General features: G+C 46.0%; 28 protein-coding genes. 17 read left to right on the top strand and 11 right to left on the bottom strand.

Features of this window, described 5'->3' with window-relative positions; all coding sequences use genetic code 11:
- The first annotated feature begins 4 nt into the window (after nucleotides 1–4).
- The 3 genes from ICN10_RS07370 to ICN10_RS07380 all read left to right on the top strand — a co-directional run bounded on the left by ICN10_RS07370 (nucleotide 5) and on the right by ICN10_RS07380 (nucleotide 1,597).
- The gene (locus tag ICN10_RS07370; protein WP_216214202.1) at nucleotides 5–829 is read left to right on the top strand and encodes an RNA methyltransferase; all 825 of its coding nucleotides are present in this window, start codon (nucleotides 5–7) and stop codon (nucleotides 827–829) included.
- 111 nt (nucleotides 830–940) lie between these two features.
- Nucleotides 941–1,417 carry a hypothetical protein gene (locus ICN10_RS07375; protein ID WP_216214203.1) on the top strand — a complete coding sequence of 159 codons (477 nt, stop codon included), beginning with the start codon at nucleotides 941–943 and terminating at the stop codon, nucleotides 1,415–1,417.
- A 3-nt stretch (nucleotides 1,418–1,420) separates the two neighbouring features.
- Nucleotides 1,421–1,597 carry a hypothetical protein gene (locus tag ICN10_RS07380; protein ID WP_216214209.1) on the top strand — a complete coding sequence of 59 codons (177 nt, stop codon included), beginning with the start codon at nucleotides 1,421–1,423 and terminating at the stop codon, nucleotides 1,595–1,597.
- Nucleotides 1,598–1,704: 107 nt separating this feature from the next.
- Here the strand turns inward: ICN10_RS07380 and ICN10_RS07385 are convergent, their stop codons facing one another.
- On the bottom strand, nucleotides 1,705–2,532 hold the full coding sequence (locus tag ICN10_RS07385; RefSeq protein WP_216214211.1) for a pyruvate, water dikinase regulatory protein: 828 nt from the start codon (nucleotides 2,530–2,532) through the stop codon (nucleotides 1,705–1,707).
- A 106-nt stretch (nucleotides 2,533–2,638) separates the two neighbouring features.
- Between ICN10_RS07385 and ppsA the strand changes: the two genes are divergently transcribed.
- Nucleotides 2,639–5,044, top strand: a complete 2,406-nt coding sequence (gene ppsA / locus ICN10_RS07390) for a phosphoenolpyruvate synthase (RefSeq protein WP_255536834.1) — start codon at nucleotides 2,639–2,641, stop codon at nucleotides 5,042–5,044.
- A gap of 80 nt (nucleotides 5,045–5,124) precedes the next feature.
- Here ppsA and ICN10_RS07395 read toward each other — a convergent pair whose 3' ends face one another.
- The 5 genes from ICN10_RS07395 to smpB form a co-directional block, all read right to left on the bottom strand.
- A complete protein-coding gene (locus ICN10_RS07395) occupies nucleotides 5,125–5,997 on the bottom strand; it encodes a peptidase (protein ID WP_216214213.1) in 873 nt (290 codons plus the stop codon).
- Nucleotides 5,998–6,049: 52 nt separating this feature from the next.
- A complete protein-coding gene (locus ICN10_RS07400) occupies nucleotides 6,050–6,847 on the bottom strand; it encodes a transglutaminase family protein (protein ID WP_216214215.1) in 798 nt (265 codons plus the stop codon).
- Between the two features lie 18 nt (nucleotides 6,848–6,865).
- Complete coding sequence (locus ICN10_RS07405; RefSeq protein WP_216214217.1) at nucleotides 6,866–7,843, bottom strand: alpha-E domain-containing protein; 978 nt, start codon at nucleotides 7,841–7,843, stop codon at nucleotides 6,866–6,868.
- A gap of 13 nt (nucleotides 7,844–7,856) precedes the next feature.
- Nucleotides 7,857–9,269 (bottom strand): circularly permuted type 2 ATP-grasp protein, encoded by a 1,413-nt coding sequence (locus ICN10_RS07410; RefSeq protein ID WP_216214219.1) that lies wholly within the window; start codon nucleotides 9,267–9,269, stop codon nucleotides 7,857–7,859.
- A gap of 132 nt (nucleotides 9,270–9,401) precedes the next feature.
- The gene (smpB, locus tag ICN10_RS07415; protein WP_068321829.1) at nucleotides 9,402–9,854 is read right to left on the bottom strand and encodes an SsrA-binding protein SmpB; all 453 of its coding nucleotides are present in this window, start codon (nucleotides 9,852–9,854) and stop codon (nucleotides 9,402–9,404) included.
- 25 nt (nucleotides 9,855–9,879) lie between these two features.
- Between smpB and ICN10_RS07420 the strand changes: the two genes are divergently transcribed.
- The 13 genes from ICN10_RS07420 to ICN10_RS07480 all read left to right on the top strand — a co-directional run bounded on the left by ICN10_RS07420 (nucleotide 9,880) and on the right by ICN10_RS07480 (nucleotide 21,214).
- A complete protein-coding gene (locus ICN10_RS07420; RefSeq protein WP_068321826.1) occupies nucleotides 9,880–10,311 on the top strand; it encodes a type II toxin-antitoxin system RatA family toxin in 432 nt (143 codons plus the stop codon).
- Nucleotides 10,304–10,654 carry an RnfH family protein gene (locus ICN10_RS07425; RefSeq protein ID WP_216214221.1) on the top strand — a complete coding sequence of 117 codons (351 nt, stop codon included), beginning with the start codon at nucleotides 10,304–10,306 and terminating at the stop codon, nucleotides 10,652–10,654. Before ICN10_RS07420 ends, ICN10_RS07425 begins: the two co-directional genes overlap by 8 nt.
- Nucleotides 10,655–10,680: 26 nt before the next feature.
- Nucleotides 10,681–12,144 (top strand): IMP dehydrogenase, encoded by a 1,464-nt coding sequence (gene guaB, locus ICN10_RS07430; RefSeq protein ID WP_216214223.1) that lies wholly within the window; start codon nucleotides 10,681–10,683, stop codon nucleotides 12,142–12,144.
- Between the two features lie 35 nt (nucleotides 12,145–12,179).
- Nucleotides 12,180–13,787 carry a glutamine-hydrolyzing GMP synthase gene (gene guaA / locus ICN10_RS07435; protein ID WP_068321816.1) on the top strand — a complete coding sequence of 536 codons (1,608 nt, stop codon included), beginning with the start codon at nucleotides 12,180–12,182 and terminating at the stop codon, nucleotides 13,785–13,787.
- A gap of 30 nt (nucleotides 13,788–13,817) precedes the next feature.
- The gene (locus tag ICN10_RS07440) at nucleotides 13,818–14,615 is read left to right on the top strand and encodes a ferritin-like domain-containing protein (protein ID WP_216214225.1); all 798 of its coding nucleotides are present in this window, start codon (nucleotides 13,818–13,820) and stop codon (nucleotides 14,613–14,615) included.
- Between the two features lie 4 nt (nucleotides 14,616–14,619).
- Nucleotides 14,620–16,518, top strand: a complete 1,899-nt coding sequence (locus ICN10_RS07445) for a radical SAM protein (RefSeq protein WP_216214227.1) — start codon at nucleotides 14,620–14,622, stop codon at nucleotides 16,516–16,518.
- A 65-nt stretch (nucleotides 16,519–16,583) separates the two neighbouring features.
- A complete protein-coding gene (locus tag ICN10_RS07450; protein ID WP_216214229.1) occupies nucleotides 16,584–17,285 on the top strand; it encodes a hypothetical protein in 702 nt (233 codons plus the stop codon).
- Complete coding sequence (locus tag ICN10_RS07455) at nucleotides 17,261–17,989, top strand: hypothetical protein (protein ID WP_216214231.1); 729 nt, start codon at nucleotides 17,261–17,263, stop codon at nucleotides 17,987–17,989. Before ICN10_RS07450 ends, ICN10_RS07455 begins: the two co-directional genes overlap by 25 nt.
- 28 nt (nucleotides 17,990–18,017) lie before the next feature.
- A complete protein-coding gene (gene queE, locus ICN10_RS07460; protein WP_216214232.1) occupies nucleotides 18,018–18,671 on the top strand; it encodes a 7-carboxy-7-deazaguanine synthase in 654 nt (217 codons plus the stop codon).
- Between the two features lie 34 nt (nucleotides 18,672–18,705).
- Nucleotides 18,706–19,170, top strand: coding sequence for a 6-carboxytetrahydropterin synthase QueD (gene queD, locus ICN10_RS07465; RefSeq protein WP_216214234.1), 465 nt, complete (start codon nucleotides 18,706–18,708; stop codon nucleotides 19,168–19,170).
- Entirely contained in the window at nucleotides 19,171–19,629 is a 459-nt protein-coding gene (gene tadA, locus ICN10_RS07470; RefSeq protein ID WP_216214236.1) for a tRNA adenosine(34) deaminase TadA, read from the top strand.
- Nucleotides 19,626–20,570 (top strand): LD-carboxypeptidase, encoded by a 945-nt coding sequence (locus ICN10_RS07475; protein WP_216214238.1) that lies wholly within the window; start codon nucleotides 19,626–19,628, stop codon nucleotides 20,568–20,570. The genes tadA and ICN10_RS07475 overlap by 4 nt, the downstream gene beginning before the upstream one ends.
- 77 nt (nucleotides 20,571–20,647) lie before the next feature.
- On the top strand, nucleotides 20,648–21,214 hold the full coding sequence (locus ICN10_RS07480) for a heme-binding protein (protein ID WP_216214240.1): 567 nt from the start codon (nucleotides 20,648–20,650) through the stop codon (nucleotides 21,212–21,214).
- On the opposite strand, the gene ICN10_RS07485 is transcribed toward ICN10_RS07480, so the two are convergent.
- The 5 genes from ICN10_RS07485 to ICN10_RS07505 are packed head-to-tail and all read right to left on the bottom strand — an operon-like array spanning nucleotide 21,211 to nucleotide 26,768.
- Nucleotides 21,211–22,098 carry a 23S rRNA (adenine(2030)-N(6))-methyltransferase RlmJ gene (locus ICN10_RS07485; RefSeq protein ID WP_216214242.1) on the bottom strand — a complete coding sequence of 296 codons (888 nt, stop codon included), beginning with the start codon at nucleotides 22,096–22,098 and terminating at the stop codon, nucleotides 21,211–21,213. The genes ICN10_RS07480 and ICN10_RS07485 overlap by 4 nt on opposite strands.
- 12 nt (nucleotides 22,099–22,110) lie before the next feature.
- Nucleotides 22,111–22,896: a phosphatase PAP2 family protein gene (locus ICN10_RS07490; RefSeq protein WP_216214245.1), complete on the bottom strand. Its 786-nt coding sequence runs from the start codon at nucleotides 22,894–22,896 to the stop codon at nucleotides 22,111–22,113.
- Between the two features lie 5 nt (nucleotides 22,897–22,901).
- The gene (locus ICN10_RS07495; protein ID WP_216214247.1) at nucleotides 22,902–24,161 is read right to left on the bottom strand and encodes a glycosyltransferase family 9 protein; all 1,260 of its coding nucleotides are present in this window, start codon (nucleotides 24,159–24,161) and stop codon (nucleotides 22,902–22,904) included.
- Between the two features lie 17 nt (nucleotides 24,162–24,178).
- Nucleotides 24,179–25,222 carry a lysylphosphatidylglycerol synthase transmembrane domain-containing protein gene (locus ICN10_RS07500; protein ID WP_216214249.1) on the bottom strand — a complete coding sequence of 348 codons (1,044 nt, stop codon included), beginning with the start codon at nucleotides 25,220–25,222 and terminating at the stop codon, nucleotides 24,179–24,181.
- Nucleotides 25,223–25,271: 49 nt separating this feature from the next.
- The gene (locus ICN10_RS07505) at nucleotides 25,272–26,768 is read right to left on the bottom strand and encodes a glycosyltransferase family 39 protein (RefSeq protein ID WP_216214251.1); all 1,497 of its coding nucleotides are present in this window, start codon (nucleotides 26,766–26,768) and stop codon (nucleotides 25,272–25,274) included.
- Between the last annotated feature and the right edge of the window lie 91 nt (nucleotides 26,769–26,859).

Raw genomic sequence — 26,859 nt, forward strand, 5'->3', positions numbered from 1 at the left:
AGCCATGAACTTTGATCTCATTACCTCCAAAGAGAATCCTTTATTTAAGGAGGTTCGCAACCTGCAAGCCACAGGCTCGAAGGGGCAAAAGGCTAGGTTAGCAAGCGGCCAAGCATTATTGGAAGGTATTCATCTTGTCCAAACTTGGGTGGGTGATCCCTCTTTAACAACCCTTCTAACTTCAGAAGTGGGCTTAAAAAATACAGAGATCTCACAGGCCGTCTACGAACATCTCGAGATTTGTCCTGAGACCAAGGTATTTCAGTTGGATAGTGCACTCTGGGATCTTCTATCGGATTTAGTAAACGCACCTCATATTGCTGGTCTATTAAACCTTCCTAAATCAACGATTACTTCACCACAGTCAATTGCAACCTTAGAAGGTGATGTAGTGATATTGGATCGCGTGCAAGACGCCGGAAACGTAGGGTCAATTTTGCGTACTGCAGCTGCAGCTGGATTTACACAAGTGATTGCATTGTCTGGTTGCGCCCATCTATGGTCTGCCAAGGTATTGCGTGCCGGAATGGGCGCTCACAAATTACTAGATTTATATGAAGGTTGGTCTAACCAGCAGGTATTGAGCGCTGTAACCGCGCAATTATTGGCCACTACAGCCGATGCGGAACATGACTTGTACTCTCTAAAGAAAGATCTGCTGCATCCAGTTGCTTGGGTGATGGGTAGTGAAGGCCAAGGAGTGTCTGAAGATATTCTTGCTCAGGCTAAGGGTGTATCTATCCCTATTGATCCTAGAGTAGAGTCACTCAACGTCTCAACAGCGGCAGCTGTTTGTTTATTTGAGACCATTAGAGCAAGACGTACCTAAAAAGCATCTATTCTAATAATTACAATAATTAAGTTTGCTTGGTATACACTCGATCTAGATTCTTATAAATATTAATTCTTTATTAAAATTTACTACTTTAAAGGTTAGCAAATGACTCATATTTCTCAAAAATCAAAATTTATCTTTGGCGCACTAGCTTTTACTTGTGGCGTTGCAATCTTTGGAATGAAAATTAACGACTCGCGAGCGCAGACATCCGGTCTTAGCGGTAAGTATGGTTGCTTAGAAAATAGTAATGCTGTGGCTGTGCAGGCTCCTTATACTGGCAGCGAGGTATTTATGAACTCAATGGTTTATGTAGACTTTGATGCAAGAACATACGCAAGCACCAGTTCAGTTACCAATCGATTTAATCAGGCCGGTGCAAGTCAAAGCGTTTCTAATATCAGTGGCACCTTTACCGTTGCTACGGGGCCAATTACTGGGTCCTACACTATGCGGTTGACTGGTGGCGGTGGTGCTACCGCTACTTTGATGCCAGTTAATTCTGGAAACACTCTTCTGTATGCTACCGCCAATCTTGGCACTGGAACTTTGCCAAGTACAGGCGTTTGCCAAAAGATCTAATTTATGAAAATTCAAAAAATTCTAATATTGGGATTAATTGGCGTGCTTTCAGCTTGCGGGGGAGGGGGCGGTTCTTCTAGCTCTAGCGCAACTCCGGCGCCAAGTCCGACACCTTCAGGACCAACAGTCACCCAAAATTCTTCTGCAGCAACTTCTGCTGTGATTTTGGTTGGTATGTAGCCTTTAATTGGAGAACGCAAGTTCGCTAATAAAAAAGACCCTTAGTGGGTCTTTTTTATTTATGGGAAATCTACTTTGGCTGGCTTATATACTTGGATGATCTCTGTTTATCCTAAGATCGTTTTATCAGACTTAATTGCTTGTAAAACGGTGGTCGCAATTTCCTCAATGGATTTGCTAGTTGTAAGCACCCATGGAATAGATTGTTTTTTCATCATTGCTGTTGCTTCGTTAATTTCATAACGACAGTTTTCAAGCTTGGCGTAATTGCTACCAGGTCTGCGTTCATTCCTAATCTCAGATAAGCGCTCTGCATCAATCATGAGTCCAAAGATTTTCTGGCGGTAAGGTACTAGATCCTTCGGCAGTTGTCCCCGTTCAAAGTCTTCTGGAATAAGAGGATAGTTTGCTGCTTTCATCCCATATTGCATTGCAAGGTACAAGCTCGTAGGAGTTTTGCCAACTCGGGAGATGCCAATCAGGATGACATCGGCTTCAGCCAAGTTTTGATTGGATTGGCCATCGTCATGCGCTAAGGAGTAGTTAATCGCCTCTATACGGTTCTTATAAGCCTCGGTGTCCGCATTGTGGTGTAGTCGGTTCATGGCATGGGTGGATTTCATGCCGAGGGCTTCCTCCAGAGGTGCCACGAAAGTCTGGAACATATCTAGGATGAGGCCGTTTGCCTTCCCAACAATGGCATTGAGCTCAGAATTCACCAAAGTGGTGAAAACAATGGGCTGAACGCCGTATTTACTGGCTACCTGATTGATGCTGCTGACGGCATCATGGGCTTTGTCAACGCAATCCACGAATGGCACTCGAATATGCTTAAAAGTGGCCTCAAATTGAGCCAAAATCGACTGGCTGAAGTTCTCGGCGGTAATGCCGGTACCGTCAGAAACGATAAAAACAATGCGGGTTTCGTTAGACATAGATTTAGCTTAAAAGTCGGGGTCAGCACTACAATAGAATCATATTAAAGCATGCCCCATATAAGGTGGCTGCTACACCAGTTTCCTTATCTTTAGAGAGTATTTTATGTCCAACCAACAGCAACAAAATAGCAGTATGGCTGATGCCTATGTTTTGCCTTTTGAGCAACTTCGCATGACGGATGTTGAATCCGTTGGCGGTAAGAATGCCTCACTAGGGGAGATGATTTCTCAGTTAGCTTCTACTGGGGTTCGTGTCCCAACAGGTTTTGCTACCACTGCATTGGCATTCCGTGATTTTCTACAACATAACAATCTGACTGAGCGTATTCAGCAGCGTTTAGAAGGTTTGAATATTGATGATGTGCGCGCATTGGCACAAGCTGGTGCAGAGATTCGTAACTGGATCGAAACAGCGCCATTTCAACCAAAATTAGACGAAGAGATTCGCAAGGCATTTGCTGTGTTGGATGACTCTGGTAAGGGCTCATTCGCAGTGCGTTCATCAGCTACTGCTGAAGACTTGCCCGATGCTTCTTTTGCGGGCCAACAAGAAACTTTCTTGAACGTCGAGGGTATTGATGATGTTCTCAAGAAGATTCGCGAAGTATTTGCTTCGCTTTATAACGATCGTGCAATCTCCTACCGTGTGCATAAGGGCTTTGCCCACGCGGAAGTAGCCTTATCTGCCGGTATTCAGCGCATGGTGCGTTCTGACCTGGGCGCTGCAGGTGTGATGTTCACATTGGATACTGAATCTGGATTTGAAGATGTAGTTTTCATTACCTCAAGCTATGGCTTAGGTGAAACAGTGGTTCAGGGCGCAGTTAATCCAGATGAGTTCTATGTATTCAAAACCACTTTAGCCAAAGACAAAAAAGCAATCATTCGTCGCTCTTTAGGTTCTAAGTTGATTCAAATGCAGTTTGCACCTAAGGGCTCTGCAGAAAAAGTGCAGACAGTAGATGTGGCTCCTGAGAAGCGTAATCGTTTCTCATTGGAAGATGCGGACATCACCGAGTTGGCTAAGTATGCAGTGATCATTGAGAAGCACTACGGTCGTCCAATGGACATCGAGTGGGGTAAAGATGGTCAAGATGGCCGCATTTATATTTTGCAAGCGCGTCCTGAGACAGTGAAGAGTCAGGCAGCAGGCCAAGTAGAGATGCGCTACAAGTTAAAAGGTAGATCAAAGGTATTGGCAAAAGGCCGTGCGATCGGTCAAAAGATTGGTGCTGGTCCAGTCCGCATTATTCGTGACCCAAGCGAGATGGATCGTGTTCAGCCTGGCGACGTATTAGTTGCAGATATGACGGATCCAAACTGGGAGCCAGTCATGAAGCGTGCTTCTGCGATTGTGACTAACCGTGGTGGCCGTACCTGTCACGCCGCGATTATTGCTCGTGAATTAGGTGTGCCTGCGGTAGTTGGTTGCGGTGATGCTACTGAGCATTTGCAAGACGGCATGATGGTGACAGTTTCTTGCGCTGAAGGTGATGAAGGTCATATTTATGATGGCTTGATCGAAACCGAAGTTACTGAAGTATCTCGCGGTGTATTGCCAGAGATTCCAGTGAAGATCACGATGAATATTGGTAACCCTCAATTGGCATTTGATTTCTGTCAAATTCCGAATGCTGGTGTTGGCTTAGCTCGTCTCGAGTTCATTATTAACAACTACATTGGCGTGCATCCACGTGCAGTATTGGAGTACCCAAACATTGACCCAGATCTCAAGCGTGCAGTTGAGAGTGTGGCCCGCGGTTACGCTAGCCCACGTCAGTTCTACGAAGATAAGTTGGTTGAAGGTGTGGCTACTATTGCTGCTGCCTTCTATCCAAAGCCGGTAATCGTTCGTTTATCAGACTTCAAATCTAACGAGTACAAGAAGTTGATTGGTGGATCACGTTACGAGCCGGATGAAGAAAATCCAATGTTAGGTTTCCGCGGCGCATCACGTTACGTATCAGAAGATTTCGGCGAGGCTTTTGCTCTCGAGTGCGCGGCAATGAAGCGCGTTCGTGAAGATATGGGTCTAGATAACGTTGAGATCATGGTTCCATTTGTGCGCACCATTAATCAGGCTAAGCGCGTGATCGATATGATGGAGAAGTTCGGTCTCAAGCGTGGTGTCAATGGCTTACGCCTCATCATGATGTGCGAGATTCCTTCCAATGCAATTTTGGCTGATCAGTTCCTCGAATACTTTGATGGCTTCTCTATCGGCTCAAACGATATGACTCAATTAACTTTGGGCCTGGATCGTGACTCCGGTATGGAGTTGCTTGCAATCGACTTTGATGAACGTGATCCAGCGGTGGAGTTCATGATTGCCCGCTCCATTGATGCTTGTCGTAAGCAAAACAAGTACGTTGGCATTTGCGGTCAGGGTCCCTCAGATCACCCAGACTTTGCGCGTTGGTTGGTTGAGAAGGGCATCACTTCCATCTCATTAAATCCAGATAGCGTAGTAGCTACTTGGGAGATGTTAGGTAAGAACTTAAAAGCCTAATTGGCGAAGTCGTAAAAAGCAAAAGGCCTAGATTGTTCTAGGCCTTTTTGTTTGGTGAAGCAGAGGCGCGTTTTAGCTATTTATTTTGCTTTTGTCTTAACGCTGGTTTTCTTAACTGACTTCTTGGCAGCTGGAGTTACTACCTTTGCTTTTGATTTTGCGGGCTGGCGATTAACGGGAACTGCACCCATCTTTTTAGCCGGCGCTGAAATTGCGCTCGACTTATTGGCACCACTCCAGCTTGGCTCTGAAATCGAGTTAAACGCTGCTCGCAGTTTTTCACCCCAAAGCTGATGAATCATCTGGAAGTAGGGATTAGATTCATCCATCGTAACCAGCTTATTGGCTTTGAGGGAGTTCTTTTCATACACGAGTAAGTCAAGTGGCAGACCTACAGAAATATTACTATTTAGAGTGGAGTCCATTGAGATCAAGGCGCACTTGGTTGCGAGATTCAATGAGGTATTGAAGTTCAACACTCTATCTAGAATTGGCTTGCCATACTTGGATTCACCAATCTGGAAGTAGCAAGTCTCTGGCGTAGCTTCAATAAAGTTACCTGCTGAGTAGATATTAAATAGGCGAGGTCTTTCGCCTTTTACTTGTCCGCCAAAAATGAGATTGCAGTTAAAGTCGATTCCTGCTTTCTCCAGCGCCCTATGGTCACGTTCGTACACCTGTTTAATAGCATCGCCAACCACAACAGCGGCATCATGCGTGTTTTCAGCAGTCCAAAGATTCTTCCCATTCAGGAGTTGGCCCTGTAATAGAATTTCTTTAACGGCTTGGGTAATGGCAAGGTTGCCAGCACTCATCAAGGTGAAGAAACGATCCTTTTCTTGGAACAAGGTCATTTTTCTGAAGGTGCCGATTTGATCTACGCCTGCATTAGTGCGGGTATCCGACAAAAATACAAGGCCATCTTTTAGGCAAAGTCCAACACAGTACGTCATTCTCTAACCCTCTTCATTATTTCTGGTGATTATCTCTTAAAAACCAGATGGGCTAGCTCAGCTGTTGAATGGAGATATTGGCACTCAGTTCTTCGCCTCCACCTCCGGTACGCACCCCTTTTACAGGGGCTGCAGAGTAGTAGTCGCGACCCACCGCTAGCCTGATGTGACGTGAATCAATAAGGCAGGCATGGGTGATATCAACACTTGTCCAAATACCTTTTTCAATGTCGCTACAAAAGTCTATCCATGCATGGCTTGCAAGGTTTGGAGATTCTTCTGCAAAGAAATAGCCGCTGACATAGCGAGCCGGTATTCCAGAGGCACGACACAGGCTCAACATAATATGAGCATGATCTTGGCAGACGCCAGATTTCATGGCAAAAGATTGTGCAGCAGTGGTGGCAAAGTTAGTCTGTCCTGGGGTATACACAATCAAACCTTGAACAGCCTCGGCGAGTTTAAGTACTTGATCAACAGAATTTTCATTTGGAAGGCTGTATGAGAAATACTCCAACATAGCATCTGTTGGCTCGGTTAGATTGGTTTGCTGTAAAAGGTAATAAGGGGAAACTGATTTAGCATCATCAATGAACTCAAAAGCATCCTGTGTATGAACTTCGCCTTCAGCCTCAAGCATCATTGAGGTATAGGGGGTCTCTTGCACAAAGACGCTGCATACGTTCCCGAAAGTATCTATGGAGTTAGATGCCTTAATCGGAGTGCTAATCTTCCATTTATCAATCTGCTGGCCTGCGACGGCTGGTGGAGTCAGGCGTAATTCCTGAATGGAGTAACGCACAGGCATTTCATAGCGATATTCAGTGCGGTGACGGATCTTTAGGTGCATATATTCTCTGGTGAAGTCTTAAGCGACCGCTAATGGGATGAGGTATGCATTACTAAATTCATCAGCAATATGATTAATGCGCTCCAAGAAAGACTCAATATATTCCTCTAAGCCTTGCTCAAAAACCTCATCGATATCGGAGTAATCCATGCTTGCTTTAAGTTTGCCGAGTAAGCGTTCAATTTCTTTGGATTGCTGATTCTTCACCTCAGAAATAAGGGGAATGAGTTCATTCACGCAACACACCAGAGAGCGTGGCATTTGTTTGTTAAAGATCAGTAGCTCGGCAACTTGTTTTGGCGTTACCTGGTCTGAATAGATCTGACGGTAAATCTCAAATGCGGAGACTGAACGAAGCAGTGCAGCCCAGTGATAGAAATCAAAGAATTCCCCGTCGGTACCTTCATCTGAGGATTTCTTAGCGCCAAGGACCTTTAGCGTTGCTTGATCTTCATATTTAGTTTCTAAGATGCGGGCAGTATTATCAGCACGCTCCAGCAGCGTTCCGACGCTAATGAAGTAGAAGGCCTCGTTCTTAAGCATCGTGCCATAGAGAACGCCTCTAAAGAGATGGCAGCGATGTTTAACCCACTCCAGAAGGCGGCTGGGGTCAGCTTGATGTCTCGCTTCTAGGATGCGCTGTAGTTCAAGCCATGTAGTGTTCTGGGTTTCCCATACTTCGGACGTAATCTTGCCGCGTATAACGCGTGCATTTTCTCGGGCGGCATAGAGGCAAGAGACGATGCTGGAGGGGTTGCTGGTTTCATAAATCATGAAATCCAACACATTCTCGCGATTGATCACATCATATTTACTTAGAAAAGCTTCTTCTAACTTAGAAATCGTCAGCAATTTTTTCCAGCTTTGCTCTAAAAACTCAGCAGGCTGTGGAAGTAGGGATGTCTGATGATTTACGTCGAGCATGCGGGCGGTATTCTCTGCGCGCTCGGTATAGCGAGCCATCCAATAAAGACAATCAGCGGTACGACTAAGCATGTTTACTCTTTCCTTATTTCTCTAGCACCCAGGTGTCTTTAGTTCCGCCACCTTGGGAGGAATTCACTACTAAAGAACCTTCTTTGAGAGCAACCCTAGTCAATCCACCTGGCACCATCTTGATGGTTTTGCCTGACAGTACAAAGGGTCTTAAATCGATATGTCTTGGAGCAATGCCTGACTCTACAAAAGTAGGGCAAGTAGAAAGCGCCAAGGTAGGCTGAGCAATATATTTATCTGGATTGGCGATGAGGTGCGTTCTAAATTCTTCAATCTCAGCTTTAGTAGAGGCTGGACCCACTAACATGCCATAACCGCCAGCACCATGAGTAAGCTTTACTACCAGCTTCTCTAGGTTCGCTAAGGTATATGCCAGATCATCGGTCTTGCGACACTGGAAGGTTGGCACATTATTCAGAATGGGTTTTTCACCAAGATAGAACTCAATCATCTCGGGAACATATGGATAGATTGACTTGTCATCAGCGATACCGGTTCCAATCGCGTTGGCTAATGTCACATTACCAGCGCGATGCGCGGATAGGAGTCCCGCAACACCTAAGGTGGAGTCGGAGCGAAACGCCAATGGATCTAAGAAGTCATCATCTACACGGCGGTAGATCACATCGACCCTTTCAGGGCCTTGGGTAGTGCGCATAAAGACTTGTTCGTTCTTTACAAATAAGTCCTTACCTTCAACCAACTCAACACCCATCTGCTGTGCAAGATAGCTGTGCTCAAAGTAAGCAGAGTTATACATGCCAGGGGTGAGTACAACTACGTTTGGTTTTTTAACATCATCAGGTTTTACAGACTTAAGACATTCCAATAATAGATCGGGATAGTGCTCAACTGGCGCAATGCGATATTTTTGGAAGAGGTCAGGGAAGAGTCGCATCATCATCTTACGATCTTCAACCATATATGAAACACCGGACGGAACGCGTAAGTTATCTTCTAATACGTAGAACTCGCCTTCACCTGCGCGCACGATATCGATGCCGGCAATTTGTGCGTAGATGTCGCGCGGTACGCTTACATTGCGCATCTCTGGTCGGTATTGCGCGTTGTTATAAATCTGTTCAGCAGGAACAATGCCCGCTTTGATGATTTCTTCATCGTGATACACGTCATAGATGAAGCGATTGAGCGCTTTAACGCGTTGGCGTAAACCTGCTTCAAGTTGTTCCCACTCTTTAGCGGTAAAGATGCGAGGCACTTGATCAAAAGGAATGGTTCTTTCTGAGCCTAGGTCGTCACCATAGACGGCAAAAGTAATGCCTACTCGCCTAAAGATGAGGTCGGCTTCAGCACGCTTGAGACCCATAAGGGTGTCACTTTGCTGTTTCAGCCAGTTATGAAAGATTTGGTAGTGGGGACGCGCTTTGCCTGCGGCGTCGAGCATTTCGTCAAAAGGCAATTTCATAGTTACAAAACTAATGCCTTTATAAAAGCTGGAATAAATGATTTGAAGCGGCTTGGTGCCGTATTGCACCGAATTAGTGCATAAATGCTCAGATACTAGCCCTGAAGCCAGTCTACCCCAGTTTTAGGGTTATTAAGCGTTTAAATCGCCTCTGGCAATGCGTCCCTTTTGTACTTCCCACTCACGCTCTTTCGTGGCCGCACGTTTGTCATGCTGTTTTTTGCCTCTAGCTAGGCCAATTTCACACTTCACATTCCCTTTGGAAAAGTGCAGGTTGAGCGGGACGAGGGTATAGCCCTTTTGCTCTACTTTTCCAATGAGTTTACGGATTTCAATGGCGTTGAGCAGTAGTTTTCTGGTGCGGGTGTTATCAGGCACGATATGGGTTGAGGCCGATAGGAGTGGGGTGATATGGCAGCCAATCAGGAATAGCTCCGCCTTGCGAATGACGACATACGCTTCCTTGATGTGCACGCGACCTGCGCGGATGGCTTTTACTTCCCAGCCTTCCAGCACAAGCCCTGCCTCAAAGCGCTCCTCGATAAAATAATCAAAGAAGGCTTTTTTGTTATCGACGATACTCATATTTATTTAGCTCTCAAGAACGATTATGGCAGACGTCTACAAGACCGTTTTAATTGGCCAATCAGCCGACCGCATGTATGGCTTGGTGACAGATGTTGCCCGCTATCCTGAGTTTCTGCCGTGGTGTGGCGGCGTGGAAATTTTTGAGCAGACCGAGACTGTGCTTGATGCCAAAATCAATATTCATTTCAAGGGCATTACCCAGTACTTTCATACGCGTAACGTGAATCATCGCCCGGAAACCATTGATATGGTCTTTGTGGACGGCCCGTTTAAGCATTTTTCGGGGCAATGGAACTTTATTCCTTTACGAGATGATGCTTGTAAGGTTGAGTTCAAGCTGCACTGGGAGTTTAAGAGTGTCATCCTAGACAAGATTATTGGACCAGTCTTTGGTCATATAGCCGGCACCTTTGTGGATTGTTTTGTGAAGCGCGCTGAAGAGCTCTATGGCTGAGCGCGTAATTAACCTCATTCTTTGCGATGCTAGGCAGGGGGAGCCTGTACTCAAGCCGTTTCAGCTGCTTTTGGACGAAGGTCAGTTAGCAACAGTGGGATTGGCTTTAGTTAGGGCTGGAATTGCCAGCGGAGTTGATGACCCGGTTTTGGCCAGAAAGGGCTGCTTTGGGGTCTTTGGGAAGCGCAAAGACTGGGATAGCCCCATTTATAACGGCGATCGCCTGGAGCTTTACTCACCCTTATTAATAGACCCTAAGACGGTTCGGCGTAAAAAGGCCAACCAGAACCAAGATGCCAAATTCCAGGCTGCCGCAGCTAAAAGAAAGGCTAGGAGGCTATAATCGGTTTTTGCGACTAGGGGTTTTGCATGCGACTCATTCAAAAAGCACTCACTTTTGACGATGTGCTCCTCGTACCGGCCTATTCATCGGTACTTCCTCGAGATGCCAGCTTGGCAAGTAAGTTAACTCGAGAAATTTCACTCAATACACCATTGGTGTCCGCAGCTATGGATACCGTGACCGAAGGTCGTTTGGCAATTGCCATGGCCAGCGAAGGTGGTATTGGCATCATTCATAAAAATTTAAAGCCTGCTGAGCAAGCGCGTGAAGTAGCGAAAGTTAAACGCTACGAATCTGGTGTGCTGCGTGATCCAATCACCATCAGCCCAGATGTCACTTTGCGTCAAGTTATTCAGCTTTCTCGTGAACATGGTTTCTCTGGATTTCCAGTTCTCGTTGGCAAAGAAGTGGTTGGCATTATTACTAACCGCGATTTGCGTTTCGAAGAAGACTTGGATGCGCCAGTCAAAAGCAAAATGACTCCACGTGAGCGTTTGATTACTGTCAAAGAGGGTTGCTCATTAGAAGAAGCAAAACGCTTGATGAGTCAGCATCGTTTAGAGCGCGTATTGGTCGTTAACGACAAGTTTGAATTGCGCGGCTTAATTACCGTTAAAGATATTCTGAAGGCTACCGAGCATCCAAATGCTTGTAAAGACGGCGAAGGCAAGCTGCGCGTGGGCGCGGCGGTAGGCGTTGGTCCTGATAATGACGAGCGTATTGAGTTGTTAGTGCGCGCTGGTGTTGATGTCATTGTGGTAGATACTGCACACGGTCATAGCCAAGGTGTTTTAGATCGCGTGAAGTGGGTTAAGAAAAACTATCCTCATGTGCAAGTAATCGGCGGCAATATTGCTACTGGTGATGCCGCTAAAGCATTGGCCGATCATGGAGCAGATGGTGTGAAAGTGGGTATTGGCCCAGGCTCTATTTGTACAACTCGTATTGTTGCTGGTGTGGGTGTTCCGCAAATCACGGCAATTGTGAATGTGGCGACTGCGCTTAAAGGTACAGGTATTCCATTGATCGCTGATGGTGGTGTACGTTACTCTGGTGACGTTGCAAAAGCATTGGCAGCTGGCGCTAGTTCTGTAATGATGGGCGGCATGTTTGCTGGTACTGAAGAAGCTCCTGGAGAAGTGTTCTTGTATCAAGGACGTTCTTATAAGAGTTATCGCGGTATGGGTTCTTTGGGCGCGATGGCTGATGGATCTGCCGATCGTTACTTCCAAAGCGACATTGTTGCGAATGCTGAGAAGCTTGTGCCGGAGGGAATTGAAGGTCAAGTACCGTATAAGGGCAGCGTATTAGCGATCTTGCATCAGCTTACTGGCGGTATTCGTTCCTCCATGGGTTACCTTGGCTGCAAAACCATTGATGAGCTCCATGAGAAAGCCAATTTTGTAGAGATCACTTCAGCTGGTGTGCGTGAGTCGCACGTTCATGATGTGAAGATCACTAAAGAAGCGCCAAATTACCATATCGATTAACAAATAAAAAAGCTGAAATAAAGGCCGTTTCTTTCGTGCACGACAAAATACTGATTCTCGACTTTGGTTCACAAGTAACCCAACTTATTGCAAGACGTGTACGCGATGGACGAGTCTATTCTGAGATCCATCCCTACGATTGTGATCCTGAATTTATCCGTAAGTTCATTCAAGAGCAGGGCGGCAAAGGCATCATCCTTTCTGGCGGACCTAGCTCAGTAACTGAAGACGGCAGTCCACGTGCGCCACAAATTGTTTTTGAGCTTGGCGTTCCTGTATTGGGTATTTGCTACGGCATGCAAACGATGGCCACTCAATTGGGTGGAGCTGTTGCATCCGCTGAGTCATTGGGTAAGGCTCGTGAGTTTGGTTACTCTGAAGTACGTGCGCATGGCCACACCAATTTGCTTAAAGGTATTCAGGATTTCTCCACTAGCGAAGGCCATGGCATTCTCAAAGTGTGGATGAGTCATGGAGATTCTGTTACTACATTGCCTCCGTCATTCAAATTGATGGCATCAACTGAGTCTTGCCCTATTGCGGGTATGGCTGATGAAGAGCGTCGTTTCTATGCGTTCCAGTTTCATCCAGAAGTAACTCACACCATCCAAGGCACTGCAATCATTGAGCGCTTTGTACATGAGATTTGCAAGTGCAAGCCTGATTGGGTGATGGGTGATTACATTGCTGAAGCAGTTGAGAACATTCGCAAACAAGTGGGTGATGAAGAAGTCATCTTGGGTTTGTCTGGCGGAGTTGACTCCAGTGTTGCCGCAGCCTTAATTCATCGAGCTATTGGTGATCAGCTGACTTGTGTATTTGTTGATCATGGCTTACTTCGTCTCAATGAAGGCGATATGGTGATGGAAATGTTCGCACGCAATTTGGGTGTGAAGGTCATTCGTGTCGATGCCAAAGAAACCTTTATGGGTGAATTGGCTGGCGTTGCTGACCCGGAAGCAAAACGCAAAATTATTGGTAAAGAATTCGTTGAAATTTTCCAAACGGAGTCTGGAAAAATTCAGAATGCAAAGTGGCTTGCTCAAGGAACTATTTATCCAGACGTGATTGAATCTGCTGGTAAGGGCAAGAAGGGCGCGCATACGATCAAGAGTCACCATAACGTAGGCGGCTTACCTGAAGACATGCATCTCAAATTGCTCGAGCCATTACGCGAACTATTTAAAGATGAAGTGCGTGAACTTGGCGTTGCTTTAGGTTTGCCTCGTGAGATGGTGTATCGCCATCCTTTCCCTGGTCCTGGCCTTGGTGTCCGAATCTTGGGTGAAGTGAAAGCTGAGTTTGCTAGTCTTTTGCAGCGTGCTGATGCAATCTTTATCGAAGAATTACGCAATACGATCGACGAAGCAAGTCAGAAGTCTTGGTATGACCTTACTAGCCAAGCATTTGCTGTCTTCTTGCCGGTGAAGTCTGTTGGTGTGATGGGTGATGGTAGAACATATGAATATGTTGTTGCTCTCCGCGCGGTTCAAACCCAAGACTTTATGACTGCACATTGGGCTCATCTGCCACATGAATTGCTTGGTAAGGTTTCTAATCGCATCATTAATGAAGTGCGTGGCATCAATCGGGTTGTATACGATATCAGTGGAAAACCACCAGCAACGATTGAGTGGGAATAAGGGGCGGGCTAAATCAGCCTGCTAATTCCTATGTTTGAGTTACGAGCAACAGCACTCGCAATCCTAGCAAGCTCTGATGCGCAGACTAAAGCAAGTCAGTTGCTTGAGTTGTTTGATGAATATCAACAGCAGCGCGTGACTCTTGATACTTCTCGCAAGATTGATTCTCAAGATCTCATTCTTCCTGGTCGCCCAGTAAAGCCGGAGCTCGTACCTCCTAAATTAGTTCCCAAAAGAAGAATGGATACGCCCGAAGGCAGGGCAGGCCTATTGCACTCCTTAGCTCATATTGAATTTAATGCCATGAATTTGGCTTTGGATGCGATCTGGCGTTTTCCAGATATGCCCAAGGAATACTATGAAGACTGGCTGAAGGTTGCCAAAGAAGAGGCCTATCACTTCAGCTTGGTTAATGAGCATTTGCATTCGCTTGGATTTACTTATGGCGATTTTCCGGCTCACAATAGTTTGTGGGAGATGGTTGAAAGAACAACGGATTCAGTCATTGCCAGAATGGCGCTTGTTCCTAGAACAATGGAGGCAAGAGGGCTAGATGCGGTTCCTTCAATTCGAGATCGCTTTAAGCAAATTAAAGAGGTGCGCGCTGTTGAGATTCTAGAGATTATTCTCAATGATGAAATCGGCCACGTGCTGATTGGTAATCGCTGGTTTAATTTCTTATGCTCTAAAGATAATCTATCTCCGATCGTCGCTTATCGAGAATTAGCAGAGAAATATCGAGCACCCGTTCTTAAAGGACCATTCAATATCGAGGCTCGCAAGCAAGCGGGCTTTACGTCTGAAGAGTTAAGTCTCCTTGGAGCATAGCCACATGAAGGTATTAAGCCTCATCCCTCCGATGACACAGCTCAATACCCCGTATCCCTCTACGGCTTACCTTACGGGATTTTTGCGATCGCGTGGTATTGATGCTGTACAGGAGGATCTGGCTTTGGCTCTGGTGCTCAGTTTCTTTACACCCGAGGGTTTGGCAGAAATTCATGCTCAAGCTCTCAGCATGCCTGAAGAGAATCGTAGTGCAAGTGTCAACTTTTTTCTAGATTACTTTCCTACGTATCAATCCACAATCTCGCCAGTAATTACTTTCTTGCAGGGGCGCGATAGCACCCTGAGCCATCGTATTAATAGCCGAACTTTTTTGCCTGAAGGACCACGCTTTTCATCGCTTGATGCGTTTGATGAAGAGGAGGCTGGCGATTCCTTGTCTTGGGCCTTTGGTGCTCTTGGATCACAAGATCGAGCGCGTCATTTAGCAACCCTTTATCTCAATGATCTTTCCGATGTTTTACGTGATGCCGTTGACGAACGTTTTGAATTCGTGCGCTATGCAGAGTCACTTGCAAGCAGCCAGCCTACTTTCACACCCTTAGCGGATGCGCTTAATGCCAAGCCAACGCTGATGGATATGCATTTGCAGGCGCTTACCAACCAAGCCATTGAGCGCCATCAGCCGAGCCTAGTCCTTTTATCGGTCCCATTTCCTGGTGCAATGTATGCAGCCTTACGCATTGCTCAAGTGATTAGAAGCGCTTACCCAGAAATCAAGATTGCATTGGGTGGCGGGTATGTCAATACAGAGTTGCGAGAGCTCTCTGAACCTCGCATATTTGATTACGTTGATTTCATTACCTTGGATTCTGGCGAAAGGCCGCTATTGGCCTTGCTAGATCATCTTGCTGGCAAGCGCTCTGTTGAGAGATTGGTGCGTACATTTATTCGCAATGCGAAAAATCAAGTGCAATACCTCAATTGGCAGGAGCCAGATATACCTTTCGAGGAAGTTGGAACTGCTACCTGGGATGGATTGCCTCTCGATTCTTATCTATCGCTTCTAGATATGCTCAATCCCATGCATCGCTTATGGAGCGATGGTCGCTGGAATAAGCTTACGGTTGCGCATGGGTGTTATTGGAAGAAATGTAGCTTCTGCGATGTATCGCTTGACTATATCTCTCGCTACGAAACTGCATCAGCGAGTTTGTTGGTAGATCGTATTGAACAAATTGTTGCTGAGACTGGGCAAACAGGCTTTCATTTTGTAGACGAAGCTGCGCCACCAAAAGTATTAAAGGCTTTGGCGGAGGAGCTTATTCGTCGTCAAGTTGTCATTTCTTGGTGGGGCAATATTCGCTTTGAAAAAACCTTCACACCAGAATTGGCTGAATTTCTGGCTCAGAGTGGTTGCATTGCTATGTCAGGTGGCCTTGAAGTGGCTTCTGATCGCTTGCTGAATCTGATGAAAAAAGGTGTATCAGTCGAGCAGGTTGCTCAAGTGACCAAAGGTTTCTCAGATGCAGGCATTTTGGTGCACGCATATCTGATGTATGGTTTCCCAACTCAAACTGTGCAAGAAACAGTGGATGCTTTGGAGTATGTAAGGCAGTTATTTGAGAGCGGCTGCATCCAAAGCGGATTCTTTCACCGATTTATCTGCACAGTCCATTCTCCGGTAGGGCTAAATCCACAAGAGTATGGAATTGAATTAGTGCCCTTGCCCGAAATCACTTTTGCTAAGAATGATGTCTCCTTTATCGACCCTGCAGGGGTAGATCATGATTTATTAGGACAGGGCTTGAGGAAGGCACTTTATAACTATATGCATGGTGTGGGCTTTGATATCAAAGCACAGTCCTGGTTTGATGGTTTGGGAATTACTATTCCAAAGACAACTGTCCCTAAGAATTTCATAGAGAATGCTCTGTACCGATAGTCTGATCGCAGGCCTCAGACTTAAAATAATTTCGTGAAGTAATAAGATTAATGCGGGAGAAGAAAATGAATTTATCGCGTCGTACTTTTATTGCATCAGCTGCCTTAGCGCCTGTCGCTTGTGGCGTGCCTTTAGCCTATCAAAGGGGTACTCCTGTTGCGCAACCAAAGCCTATTCCAAGCGTGAGAGCACCTCAAGTTGGGCAGGAGTGGACATATGTCAAGCGTGATGTTTTCGACGGCAAGATCCGCGGAGTAATTACAGAAAGAGTCGCAAGTGTTGGCTCAACTATTGTGATAGAGCGCAGAGATGAGGATGGCAGTCAATTGCCAAGTGAGATACAAGGACCTTGGGGCGTAGTGCAATTAGATACATCATGGCCACGTCTCATGAGCTTCAAGCCACCGATTCCCCTATGGCCTGAGGAGCTGACGTCAAGCTGGAGCAAGCAATTGAATACCAAATATAGCTTAGGCGGTTACTCTGAAAATGCTTATGGGTGGCAAGAATATATGAGTGCACATGGTTGGGAGCAAATTACCGTTCCTGCGGGAACCTTTTTAACTTTACGTTATCAGAACCTGATTAACTTCGAGAGTAATGATGACAACAAAGTCAATTGCATTCGTAAGCAAACCATTTGGTTTGCCCCTAGTATTGGTCGTTGGGTCGCCAAAGAGTCGTCCGGTTCATACATGATTCAGGGGCAATTAGGCATGCCTAATTTAGAAGATAGTTATCAATGGCAGCTGACTTCATACAAGTAAATACCTTCCGCAGGTTACTTTTGATAGCGCTACCAGCTTTGCTGGTGGGTTGCATTTCTTCTCAACCTGCTCCTAGAGGTCGACTTGAGGCGCAACCTATGCCACCCCCGGCAGTAAGAACGCCAAAGATTGGTCAAGAATGGGTCTATCAAGTTCGCAATGTTTTCAACCAAGAGATTGTGGACACTGTCACCGAGAGGGTGATATCGGTTGGCGATCAGGTTCGTATTAGTCGCTCCGGAGTTAAGGCGGGACCACTGCCAGATGAAATCCAGTCGCCTTGGGGATATGTCATTCAAGATGCTCACTGGCAGCCTCCTCAGAAATTTACTAAAGCCATACCTTTGTGGCCCGAGCAATTGCAGGTTGGTTGGAATAAATTCTTCACCACCCAATATGAGGTTCTTTCTTATCCTGGATCCACTTATTACTGGGGTCTTAGCATGGATGCAACCCAGTGGGAGCGCATTAAATCTCCTGCTGGTGAGTTTTTAGTATTGCGAGTCAATAATGAAATGCCGTATTTTGTCAGTAACGACGTCTTTAGGGTTGGCAATATTCGGAGTGAGGAGTTATGGTTTTCGCCGGAGATTGGTCGGTGGGTGGTTCGCAGAAGCTCTGGACGCTACATTACCCCAGGCGTATATTGGGCCAATGCCTACTGGGAGGATTTCCAGGAGTGGGAGTTAATCTCCTGGAAGTGAGCAAAGCGCTTAAAATAGGTGCATTGCTATGTATACCGTAAAAGAACTATTTCCCACCCTCCAAGGCGAAGGTGCCCATGCTGGTAGGGCGGCAGTATTTTGCCGCTTTGCTGGATGCAATCTATGGAGCGGTCGCGAAGAAGATCGCGCTACTGCCATTTGCCAATTCTGCGATACCGATTTTGTCGGCAGTGATGGTTTCGGTGGCGGTAAGTTCGATACTGCTATTTCTCTTGCGGATGCAATTGAGACTGCATGGCGTAGCACTTCTGCGGGACCTCAGCAACGTTATGTAGTTTTTACTGGTGGCGAACCGCTTCTCCAATTAGATGACGAATTAATCGCAGCGCTTCACCACAAAGGTTTTGCAATCGCTATTGAAACCAATGGCACGATGAAAGTTCCCAAGGGTGTGGATTGGGTTTGTGTAAGCCCTAAAGCAGGTTCCGATTTAATTGTTTTGCAAGCGGACGAGCTAAAGCTAGTTATTCCACAACAGGATCATGTGGATTTAGAAAAGATCATGGCTCGTTTTGAGAAGATGGACTATCGCAATCGCTTCTTGCAGCCCATGGATGGGCCAGACCTGAAAAGTAATACAGAATTGGCCGTAAGCTTATGTCAAAAACGCCCTTTATGGAGATTGAGTCTGCAGTCTCATAAACTGATTGGGATTCGGTAATAAGCTAAGCGAAAATATATTAAAAGAGCACTTCATGACAAATAAACAACCAGCCATCTCCATTACCCGCCGCCTCGAGTTCGACTCTGGCCACCGCATTCCGAATCATGATGGACAGTGCCGTCATCTTCACGGGCATCGCTATGCAATAGAGGTGACGTTAACTGGTGAGGTGGCAGATCATCCTGGCAAAGCGGATGACGGAATGGTGTTGGATTTTGGCGATATCAAACGTTTAACCAATCAATACGTTGTTGAGTTGTGGGACCATGCATTTTTAGTGGCAAAAGAGGATGAGGGATTGGTTGCTTTCTTGGCGACATTGCCTAACCATAAGACCGTCATCATGGAGCATGTACCTACTGTAGAAAATCTTGCTAATGCAGCGTTTGCCATTTTGCAACCTGTATTTAGCAAGGCTTTTGGTGGTCGCTTAGAGCTTTCATCTATTCGTCTTTACGAGACGCCCAATTGTTGGGCTGATATTCACTCTGCCTAAATGACCCAAGCTGAGCTTGACCAGCAATATATGCGCATGGCAATTGAGCAAGCTCAATTGGCAGCGCAATCAGGTGAGGTTCCTGTAGGTGCTGTATTGGTCAAAGATGGCCAAGTTATTTCCAAAGCTTTTAATAAGCCAATTGCAAACCACGATCCTAGTGCACATGCTGAAATGCTGGCTCTAAGAGATGCCGCTTTGGCTGAAGAAAATTACCGTATTCCAGGCAGTACTCTCTATGTCACTCTAGAACCATGTGCAATGTGTTCTGGAGCTATGCTCCATGCTAGGATTGATCGTGTGGTCTATGGGGCGTCAGATCCTAAGACAGGCGCAGCAGGCAGTGTTTTAGATATCTTTGCTTCTAAGCAAATTAACCATCAGACTAGCGTAGAAGGTGGCATCATGAGTGAAGAGTGCGGTCAGTTGTTGCGCGATTTTTTTAAGGGACGACGTTGAAATCCATTCACCTGATTGCTCCATCTGGAGCAAGTTTAGATAGCAAAAGCCCTCTAGCTGGTATCAATTGGTTAGAGGGTCAAGGCATTACTGTAGAAAACACAGATTGTGTGAATCGAGTTTATGAGCGATTTGCAGGGAGTGATGACGCGCGTCTTGCGGAGCTCAATCACTTATCCAATGCAGATCCACGTGCCTTAGTGATGGCAATGCGTGGCGGTTATGGCCTTCATCGCTTGCTCCCAGGCATTGAGTGGAGCGCGATTGCAAAAGCAATTCAAAATGGTTTGCAAGTATGCGGTCATAGTGACTTCACCGTATTTCAGCTGGGTCTATTGGCAAAAACAGGTGCAATGACATTAGCTGGACCAATGCTTAATTATGACTTTGGGCGGCTTGGGGATGATGGTGCTCCAGTAGTGCCAGATGCCTTCATGTGGCAGCATTTTCAAAGTGCTATTGAAGGCCGCAAGCTGGAATGTGAAGTATCAGCCCCGCAAGCTTTCTTGGGTAAAGCAAAGACTAACTCCCTCACAGGTCTGCTATGGGGTGGAAACTTAACTGTTGTAGCGGGTTTGGTTGGCACACCTTACCTTCCTAGCAATAAGCAAACGCAAGGCGGTATCTTGTTTCTTGAGGACGTTAATGAGCATCCTTATCGGATTGAGAGAATGATGATGCAGCTTCTGGATGCGGGAATACTTGCAAATCAGGGCGCTATTCTGCTGGGCGGATTCTCCGCTTACCGTTTGTACGATAACGATAAAGGTTATTCGTGGGAGCGTGCTATAGAGGCGATTCGCAAGCGTTTGCCAGAAGAGACTCCAATCTTGACTGGTCTTCCATTTGGGCATCAGGCGAATAAATTAACTTTACCTGTTGGTGCTTCGGCAAATTTAAGCTTCAACCCAAATGGATTTGAGCTGAAGTCCCAGTGGTAGTCATTAGAAATCTTTTGAGTCACCCTTTTTTGAGGGGCGTTCTCATTCTCATTGCATTTACATTTACAGGGGCAGTCATGGCAACCGAAGAGCCAAAGTACGCTGTTCTTGAAAAAGAACCTCCTTTTGAAATCCGCGCCTATGCGCCAATGATTGTGGCCGAAGTTCAGGTTGAAGGCGATTTGGATGGGGCATCCAGCCAGGGCTTCCGTTTAATTGCAGCCTATATATTTGGTCAGAACCAAGTGAGTGAAAAAATAGCGATGACTGCACCGGTCACGGTAGTAGATCAATCAGTAAAGAATGCAAAGATTGCCATGACTGCCCCTGTGGGGATTGAGTCAAATGCTGGTAAATGGGTTGTGTCGTTTGTGATGCCGGCTGAGTACACAATGGAAACGATTCCCAAGCCACTAAATTCTCAGGTGCAATTGCGTCAAATTCCGGCAGTAAAAAAGGCTGTCATCAGCTTTAGTGGTTTTTATAACGACCAAAAAGTTGCTGAGAAAACGCTCGAGCTTGAGCAGTGGATGAAGACCAAGAATCTACAAAGTGCTGGTACTCCGAATTTTGCGCGTTACAACCCGCCTTGGACTTTGCCGTTTATGCGCCGCAACGAGGTCATGATTAACCTACGTGACTAATTCTTCGCTTCAAAGCTTTTTAGTAAAAACTGACCGCCACCATTAATGCCTAAAGCTTTCGTTAGGGTAGGCAAGGCTTGAGCCAAATGTTTTTCTAGGGTCCAAGGTGGATTAATAATAAACATGCCGCTAGACTGGAGACGACGTTCACCAGGCGCATTTTCAACTCGTAATTCTGTATGGAGCCAAGAGCGTTTATGCGTTGCGGCAATTTTCTTCAGACGATCAGGCAGGGCGATGGATTCTCTTCTGGAAATCACGGGGTACCAGATTGCATAACAGCCAGTAGCAAAGCGTTGCAATGCCTCTTCCATGGCGGCCTCAAGATAGCGATAGTCTTGCTTATCCTCGTAAGAGGGATCAATCAATACCAAGCCACGCCGACTAGGAGGGGGGAGCAATCCCTTAAGTCTGGAAAAGCTATCCTCGGCATAAATATCAATCTGTTTTGATTGCTTCAGCTCGCCAATATTGTGGCGAAGAATATCAATCTCTTTAGGATGTAATTCGAACAACTTAAGACGATCTTGCGGGCGCAATAGACGCGCCAAAATAAAGGGGGATCCGGGGTAAGTTGTCAGTTGCCCATCAATATTCTCTGCGTTGATGAATTTCAAATACTCCAAAATACTTTCTGGAATTGGCGTATTCGCATGCTTGCAGGTTTCTATATATTGAGTGAGGCGAAAAATTCCACCATCTGCTTCTTTGCTGACAGTTGAGAAACCGTCTTGCAGGCTATAAATGCCAGCACCTGCATGGGTATCCACCATCGTGAGAGCGCCAGGCTTCTCTTGTAGGTACTGAACTAAATGAATCAGGGTGAGATGCTTCAGGATATCCGCATGACTGCCAGCATGGAACGCATGTCTGTAGCTAAACATATTAGATCGCGCTCATTTTGGACGTGCTTGAGTAAATTGCGCTTTGCCATAAAGCACAAGCGTAATCACAATAATGGCGATCGAAGCGTATTGCAGTGGTTGATTTAATTCAAGATCCATTTTTTGGGTGAAATGAGAGTAGGTTGCTACAACACCACCAAGTGCAATGATGTGAGCCCATATCTTTTTGGGTCCCAGCTGGTTCTCCGGGAAAAGATTGGCTAACCATGCTCCAATCATGCCGCACCAAATACCAAATCCTGCTCCCCCTAAAACATCGGTGAGCCAATGCGCTCCAACAGCATTACGCGAAAGCCCTACGAATGCAGCTAGGACAAATAAAAGCAGAAGTGGCGCCCTTTTTTCTCTGGATGCTGAGAAATAGAAAGCGCTGGCAATGGCAAATGCTGTAAGGGTGTGACCTGAAGGAAATGCTCTATGAAGCAGTACTTCACCGATGCGATAAAAACTTCCTTCAGTCAAAATGCCCGCGGGTCTTGGTAGATTGAATATGCCTTTTAATACCGAGCTTGTTACGGCCGCTATAGCGCCAGCAAATATGCCTGCAGTTAAGATTCTTGGCGCTAATAGTAAAAGCGGGAAAGCTAGTGCAAAAACACCCCAGCCATTACCTAGGAAGGTAAGCCAAGCCCAAAGTGTGTCTGGTAACTGCTGGGTAAATTGATTGATAAAAAGAAAGCTGCTGCTCTGATGGTCGCCAAAGTAGATGATGGCTGCAAGTGCGAGCGGGGCTAGCGGGATAAACCAAGCAAACCCAGGTATTGCATTTTTACTCATGCGGCTTAACGAGCCTTTGCCTGATCTGCATCTTGTAATTGCTTAATCACTTTATCTAGTACTTGTGGAACGGTGATGGCTTGCATGCAGACATTGTCATGACAAGGTGTTTTACGGTGATTAGCGGCGCTCACGCAAGGAGAGCAAGCCAAGTTAGCGGTGATGGCGATGGAGTTGCCAACAGAGCCATAGAGGGCTGGAGTTTCAGGGCCAAAGAGAACAACAGTTCTTAATGGAGTTACCGCTGAGAAATGGCCTGGACCAGAGTCGTTGGTCACCATCACATCGGATAAGGTGTAAAGGGGTGGTAACTCAGCAAAGCTAACCTGCCCAGCAAAGTTCAGTGCATTTTTAACATTTGCTACATCACGAACTTTTTCTACATAGGCAAACTCAGCAGGCGATCCAGTAATGAGAATTAGATCATCTGGGTATTTCTGGTGGATGGCTTGAATTAACTCAGAAAAACGCTGCTGTGCCCAACGGCGTTGTGGCAGAAGATCGCTCGCGTTTGGGTTAATCAGAATGAGACGATTTTTTCCAGGCACGTAATGGATGTTGGCTTCTTTAGCTAGCTTCTCAATTCGCTCGCGAACTTTTCCTAAAACGCTTGGATTGATAATGGCCTGCTCTAAGCGAACCTCTGAATCTGGAATTTCAATCTTGCTAAAAGGAACTTCAATCTTTTGAGCAAAGGCTGCATGGATTAATGACAGAAAATTCTTGGTAATGTGAATGTGTGGGTTGTAATGGACCTTACGGGTCAACATGAAACCACGCCACAAGCCTTCGCCATGAAAGATGTGATAACCAACGCGACGGCGTGCGCCACACATGCCAGTTAGTAAAGCTGTGAAGCGTGAAAACAGTTCCAAATCAATAACGGTATCAATACGATGCTTGCGAGCAAGCATCAGAAAGAGCAGGGTGTCCTTGATTAAGCCACCCAGGCTTGATGAATCGATTGTGAAGACATTTTCTGGTTTAACAGTATTGAGCAAAGTGAGGCTGGCACGATTGCTTTTGAAGATAAGGAAAAATATCTCTGCTCCACGGGCCTGCGCATTGCGCATTGCTGGGTCTACCAAAATCGCGCTACCCATTTCAGAAAGTTCAATAAAGAGTAATTTTTTTGGAGTCTCCGGCCCGCGATTAAATATATTCTTAATGCCATCAATCAAAGCAATAACAGGACTCACGATTGCACATAGAGGTACGCCGACCCAATGATCAATGGCGCGCATAGTGTTGACGCTAATAGTCATAGTTTTGCTCTAAAAAATTATTTTCGTTTTAATAAAAAGTAGGCGCCAGGAAGAACTGACAAAACAGTAATTGCTCCATAGCTGATGGAGGCCAGTACTGTTAATGATGGATTCACACCCCATAAGGCCAAGACTGAAGAAAGAGTGGCTTCACGCAATCCCCATCCAGAGATGCTGATCGGCAACATCAGTAGAAGGCTGAGGGCAGGTAAGCCAATCATGAGACTGGAGATTGGAGCTTCAGCACCGTATGCCCTGAGACAGAACCCAAAAGCTAAAATAATAAAACCATGAATTCCAATTGCGAATACGGCTTGAGCCATGCTCATTGGCCAAGAAAAAGCTAGATTAATTCCTGGCATCGCATTATTCATTTGCAGGCGGTCTAAAAGTTTTTGTAGTAATTGACGGCTTGTGCCCCATGCCAATACCAATCCAATTAGCACCCCCGAAATAATCATCACCCCTAAAACTACATAACCCAAATCTTGCCCCCAAGTAGCGAGCGTTGCGCCGCCTAGAACTAGCCCAAGACCGCCAAGTAAATTATTGCCAGCCAGGCCCAATAGACGATCAACTAGGGTCATTGCAAAGCTAAGCCGTAATTTTGGGGCTGCATGCTCTAGGTCAACGGAATGATGCAGCTCTTGGTCAAGCTCTTTTGTATCGCTCAAGCTATCGCTGTTGGTTAAATGTGTTGCTGTAATTGCGCGATAACTATCGCCGCCTAATGTGCTGGGCAAGCCTTGATTGATTAACCCGCCAGCAAAGTAGAGGGCAATGTAATTTCTTAAATTGCCTTGGAATCCAACACTCCGCATAAGAAAACCCCAGCGCAATCCTCCGCAGATAAAGGCGCAGCAAATAGCAATAGCGGCTGCAACTAGCCAAATTGGCTCCATCTTTATTTGGGAATCCATTAATGCATGCCAGTCAATTCCGCTAGTAGCCTTCCAAAGCAATGCAATGGACAGAAGAACCCGAATGGTGGGCCAAGCTCGTTTGAGAATGGATTTCCACCCCGATTGGGTTTTTGGGGTGGGTTTGGCTTGTGAACTCATAAGCGTAAGGATAATGCCTTGGGCGCCTAAGGTCTTGAATTTGAGGGAATTACTCTGAAGTACCTGGTCCCCGCCAGTTGCTGCAAAGGCTAAAGTCAAATTTGGACAAAATTCGACCAAATCGCTCAATTTCAAGACTATCAAGGGGCTGACATGCCTCAAAGGCGGACTTATTGCCTACCGGCAGAGGGTAAGTCATACCTGACCAGCTAATAAGAAGGATATTTGCGCCAATCGGGATCTCGCCGAACCAGAGGTCAAATTGATCTTGCCTCTGATCTAAGACAAATACCGGGGTAGGCGATGCATACCAAGCAGCGCGACTACCTAAGGTCCAGTTTTGAACAGCGATGCCATTTGCTTTGGTGGCTTTAGTAATCTCCGCTGCTTTCTGACCCGCAATTTTCCATCCATATAAATCGGCAATTGGATTCGATTTAATCGAGGCCGTATTAATGCCTCCCGATAAGACATAAGCAAAGCCGATACAACACATTGCAATCTGGATGAAAAACAAAACGCGAATCCATTGACGATGTTGCATTGCCCATGCTTTTGCTAAACCAATTCCGGCAAAAGGAGCGAGACAGAACCATGCAGGTGAGGTCCAGTGAGGAAGACCGCCTCCACCCGCTAAGCTAGTAAAAATTACAAAAGGAATAAAAAAGAATCCTAAAAGCGCAACTAGAGAAAGCTTTGCCCCATGCATGCAGTCTTTTATAAAGATTACGCAACCTAATATGAAGAGCGGTCCAAAGACGAGAATCTGAATGCCAATGTACGCAGCCAGTCGGCGCCAAAGCCATTCGCCGCCGCCCCCATGGGCAAGCTGGTATTTAAATGAAATCCAGTCATTAACCCAATTCCAATAAAGCACGGGTGAGATGAGCAATAGGGCTACCAATGCTGCTAGCCAGAAGCCTGCTTTTGTAAACCAAGATTTTCTGGGTGAACTGAGGAATACAAACAACAATGCAAACGCTGTAAATGCGGCGGTGTATTTACTAAGGCCCGCGAGGCCGAGCAAGATGCCAGTCACAATCCAATCACCAATGCTGAATTGATCTTTCCTAAGCCAACGAAGTGCCATTAGCATCAGACCAAGGCTTAACGGTGCCAGCAGGGTATCGGGCAATAAACCAATTGCTAGTACATGTAGCATCGGTGCAGTAGTAATAATTAACACTGCCAAAAGACCACATAAATTTGCTGATGGTAGTGCGCTAGTGAGGTAACCAGCATTACGTCCTTGAATTAGACGATGAAGCTCAATCGTGACTTGATAAACCAAATAACAAGAAATGATCCACAGCAATTCTGGGATAAAGCGAATAACACCCTCTGAGGATGTTAGGGCAACCAAAGGCCACTGAATCCAACCTACTAACGGAGGGTGATCGAAATAGCTCCAAGCCAAGTGTTGGGCATATAAAGTGTAGTGAGCCTCATCTACTGAGAACTCAATAGAAAAACCAAGGGCCAAATGCACCACCGCGGCAATAAAGACGCAGATTACGGCCCAGCTTGAGGGTGATTGATGGCGCATTAGATGATTTTAGACTCACATCGAGCAATCTTTGGGACAATTAAGGCATGTGGAAGCGAGCCCCTTTATTTTTAATTCTCAGCACAATCCT

The sequence above is a fragment of the Polynucleobacter sp. 86C-FISCH genome, assembly GCF_018882415.1.
Lineage (GTDB): Bacteria > Pseudomonadota > Gammaproteobacteria > Burkholderiales > Burkholderiaceae > Polynucleobacter.

Bases quoted from the DNA above. Each gene is read 5' to 3' on its own strand.
- guaB (WP_216214223.1), top strand. From the start codon at position 10,681: ATGCGACTCATTCAAAAAGCACTCACTTTTGACGATGTGCTCCTCGTA.
- ICN10_RS07505 (WP_216214251.1), bottom strand. From the start codon at position 26,768: ATGCGCCATCAATCACCCTCAAGCTGGGCCGTAATCTGCGTCTTTATT.
- ICN10_RS07480 (WP_216214240.1), top strand. From the start codon at position 20,648: ATGGCAACCGAAGAGCCAAAGTACGCTGTTCTTGAAAAAGAACCTCCT.
- ICN10_RS07485 (WP_216214242.1), bottom strand. From the start codon at position 22,098: ATGTTTAGCTACAGACATGCGTTCCATGCTGGCAGTCATGCGGATATC.
- ICN10_RS07500 (WP_216214249.1), bottom strand. From the start codon at position 25,222: ATGAGTTCACAAGCCAAACCCACCCCAAAAACCCAATCGGGGTGGAAA.
- ICN10_RS07405 (WP_216214217.1), bottom strand. From the start codon at position 7,843: ATGCTTAGTCGTACCGCTGATTGTCTTTATTGGATGGCTCGCTATACC.
- ICN10_RS07385 (WP_216214211.1), bottom strand. From the start codon at position 2,532: ATGTCTAACGAAACCCGCATTGTTTTTATCGTTTCTGACGGTACCGGC.
- ICN10_RS07400 (WP_216214215.1), bottom strand. From the start codon at position 6,847: ATGCACCTAAAGATCCGTCACCGCACTGAATATCGCTATGAAATGCCT.
- ICN10_RS07440 (WP_216214225.1), top strand. From the start codon at position 13,818: ATGTTTGAGTTACGAGCAACAGCACTCGCAATCCTAGCAAGCTCTGAT.
- ICN10_RS07455 (WP_216214231.1), top strand. From the start codon at position 17,261: ATGGCAGCTGACTTCATACAAGTAAATACCTTCCGCAGGTTACTTTTG.
- queD (WP_216214234.1), top strand. From the start codon at position 18,706: ATGACAAATAAACAACCAGCCATCTCCATTACCCGCCGCCTCGAGTTC.
- ICN10_RS07495 (WP_216214247.1), bottom strand. From the start codon at position 24,161: ATGACTATTAGCGTCAACACTATGCGCGCCATTGATCATTGGGTCGGC.
- tadA (WP_216214236.1), top strand. From the start codon at position 19,171: ATGACCCAAGCTGAGCTTGACCAGCAATATATGCGCATGGCAATTGAG.
- ICN10_RS07425 (WP_216214221.1), top strand. From the start codon at position 10,304: ATGGCTGAGCGCGTAATTAACCTCATTCTTTGCGATGCTAGGCAGGGG.
- ICN10_RS07490 (WP_216214245.1), bottom strand. From the start codon at position 22,896: ATGAGTAAAAATGCAATACCTGGGTTTGCTTGGTTTATCCCGCTAGCC.
- ICN10_RS07370 (WP_216214202.1), top strand. From the start codon at position 5: ATGAACTTTGATCTCATTACCTCCAAAGAGAATCCTTTATTTAAGGAG.
- ICN10_RS07375 (WP_216214203.1), top strand. From the start codon at position 941: ATGACTCATATTTCTCAAAAATCAAAATTTATCTTTGGCGCACTAGCT.
- ICN10_RS07450 (WP_216214229.1), top strand. From the start codon at position 16,584: ATGAATTTATCGCGTCGTACTTTTATTGCATCAGCTGCCTTAGCGCCT.
- ICN10_RS07420 (WP_068321826.1), top strand. From the start codon at position 9,880: ATGGCAGACGTCTACAAGACCGTTTTAATTGGCCAATCAGCCGACCGC.
- ICN10_RS07445 (WP_216214227.1), top strand. From the start codon at position 14,620: ATGAAGGTATTAAGCCTCATCCCTCCGATGACACAGCTCAATACCCCG.
- ppsA (WP_255536834.1), top strand. From the start codon at position 2,639: ATGTCCAACCAACAGCAACAAAATAGCAGTATGGCTGATGCCTATGTT.
- ICN10_RS07395 (WP_216214213.1), bottom strand. From the start codon at position 5,997: ATGACGTACTGTGTTGGACTTTGCCTAAAAGATGGCCTTGTATTTTTG.
- queE (WP_216214232.1), top strand. From the start codon at position 18,018: ATGTATACCGTAAAAGAACTATTTCCCACCCTCCAAGGCGAAGGTGCC.
- ICN10_RS07380 (WP_216214209.1), top strand. From the start codon at position 1,421: ATGAAAATTCAAAAAATTCTAATATTGGGATTAATTGGCGTGCTTTCA.
- ICN10_RS07410 (WP_216214219.1), bottom strand. From the start codon at position 9,269: ATGAAATTGCCTTTTGACGAAATGCTCGACGCCGCAGGCAAAGCGCGT.
- smpB (WP_068321829.1), bottom strand. From the start codon at position 9,854: ATGAGTATCGTCGATAACAAAAAAGCCTTCTTTGATTATTTTATCGAG.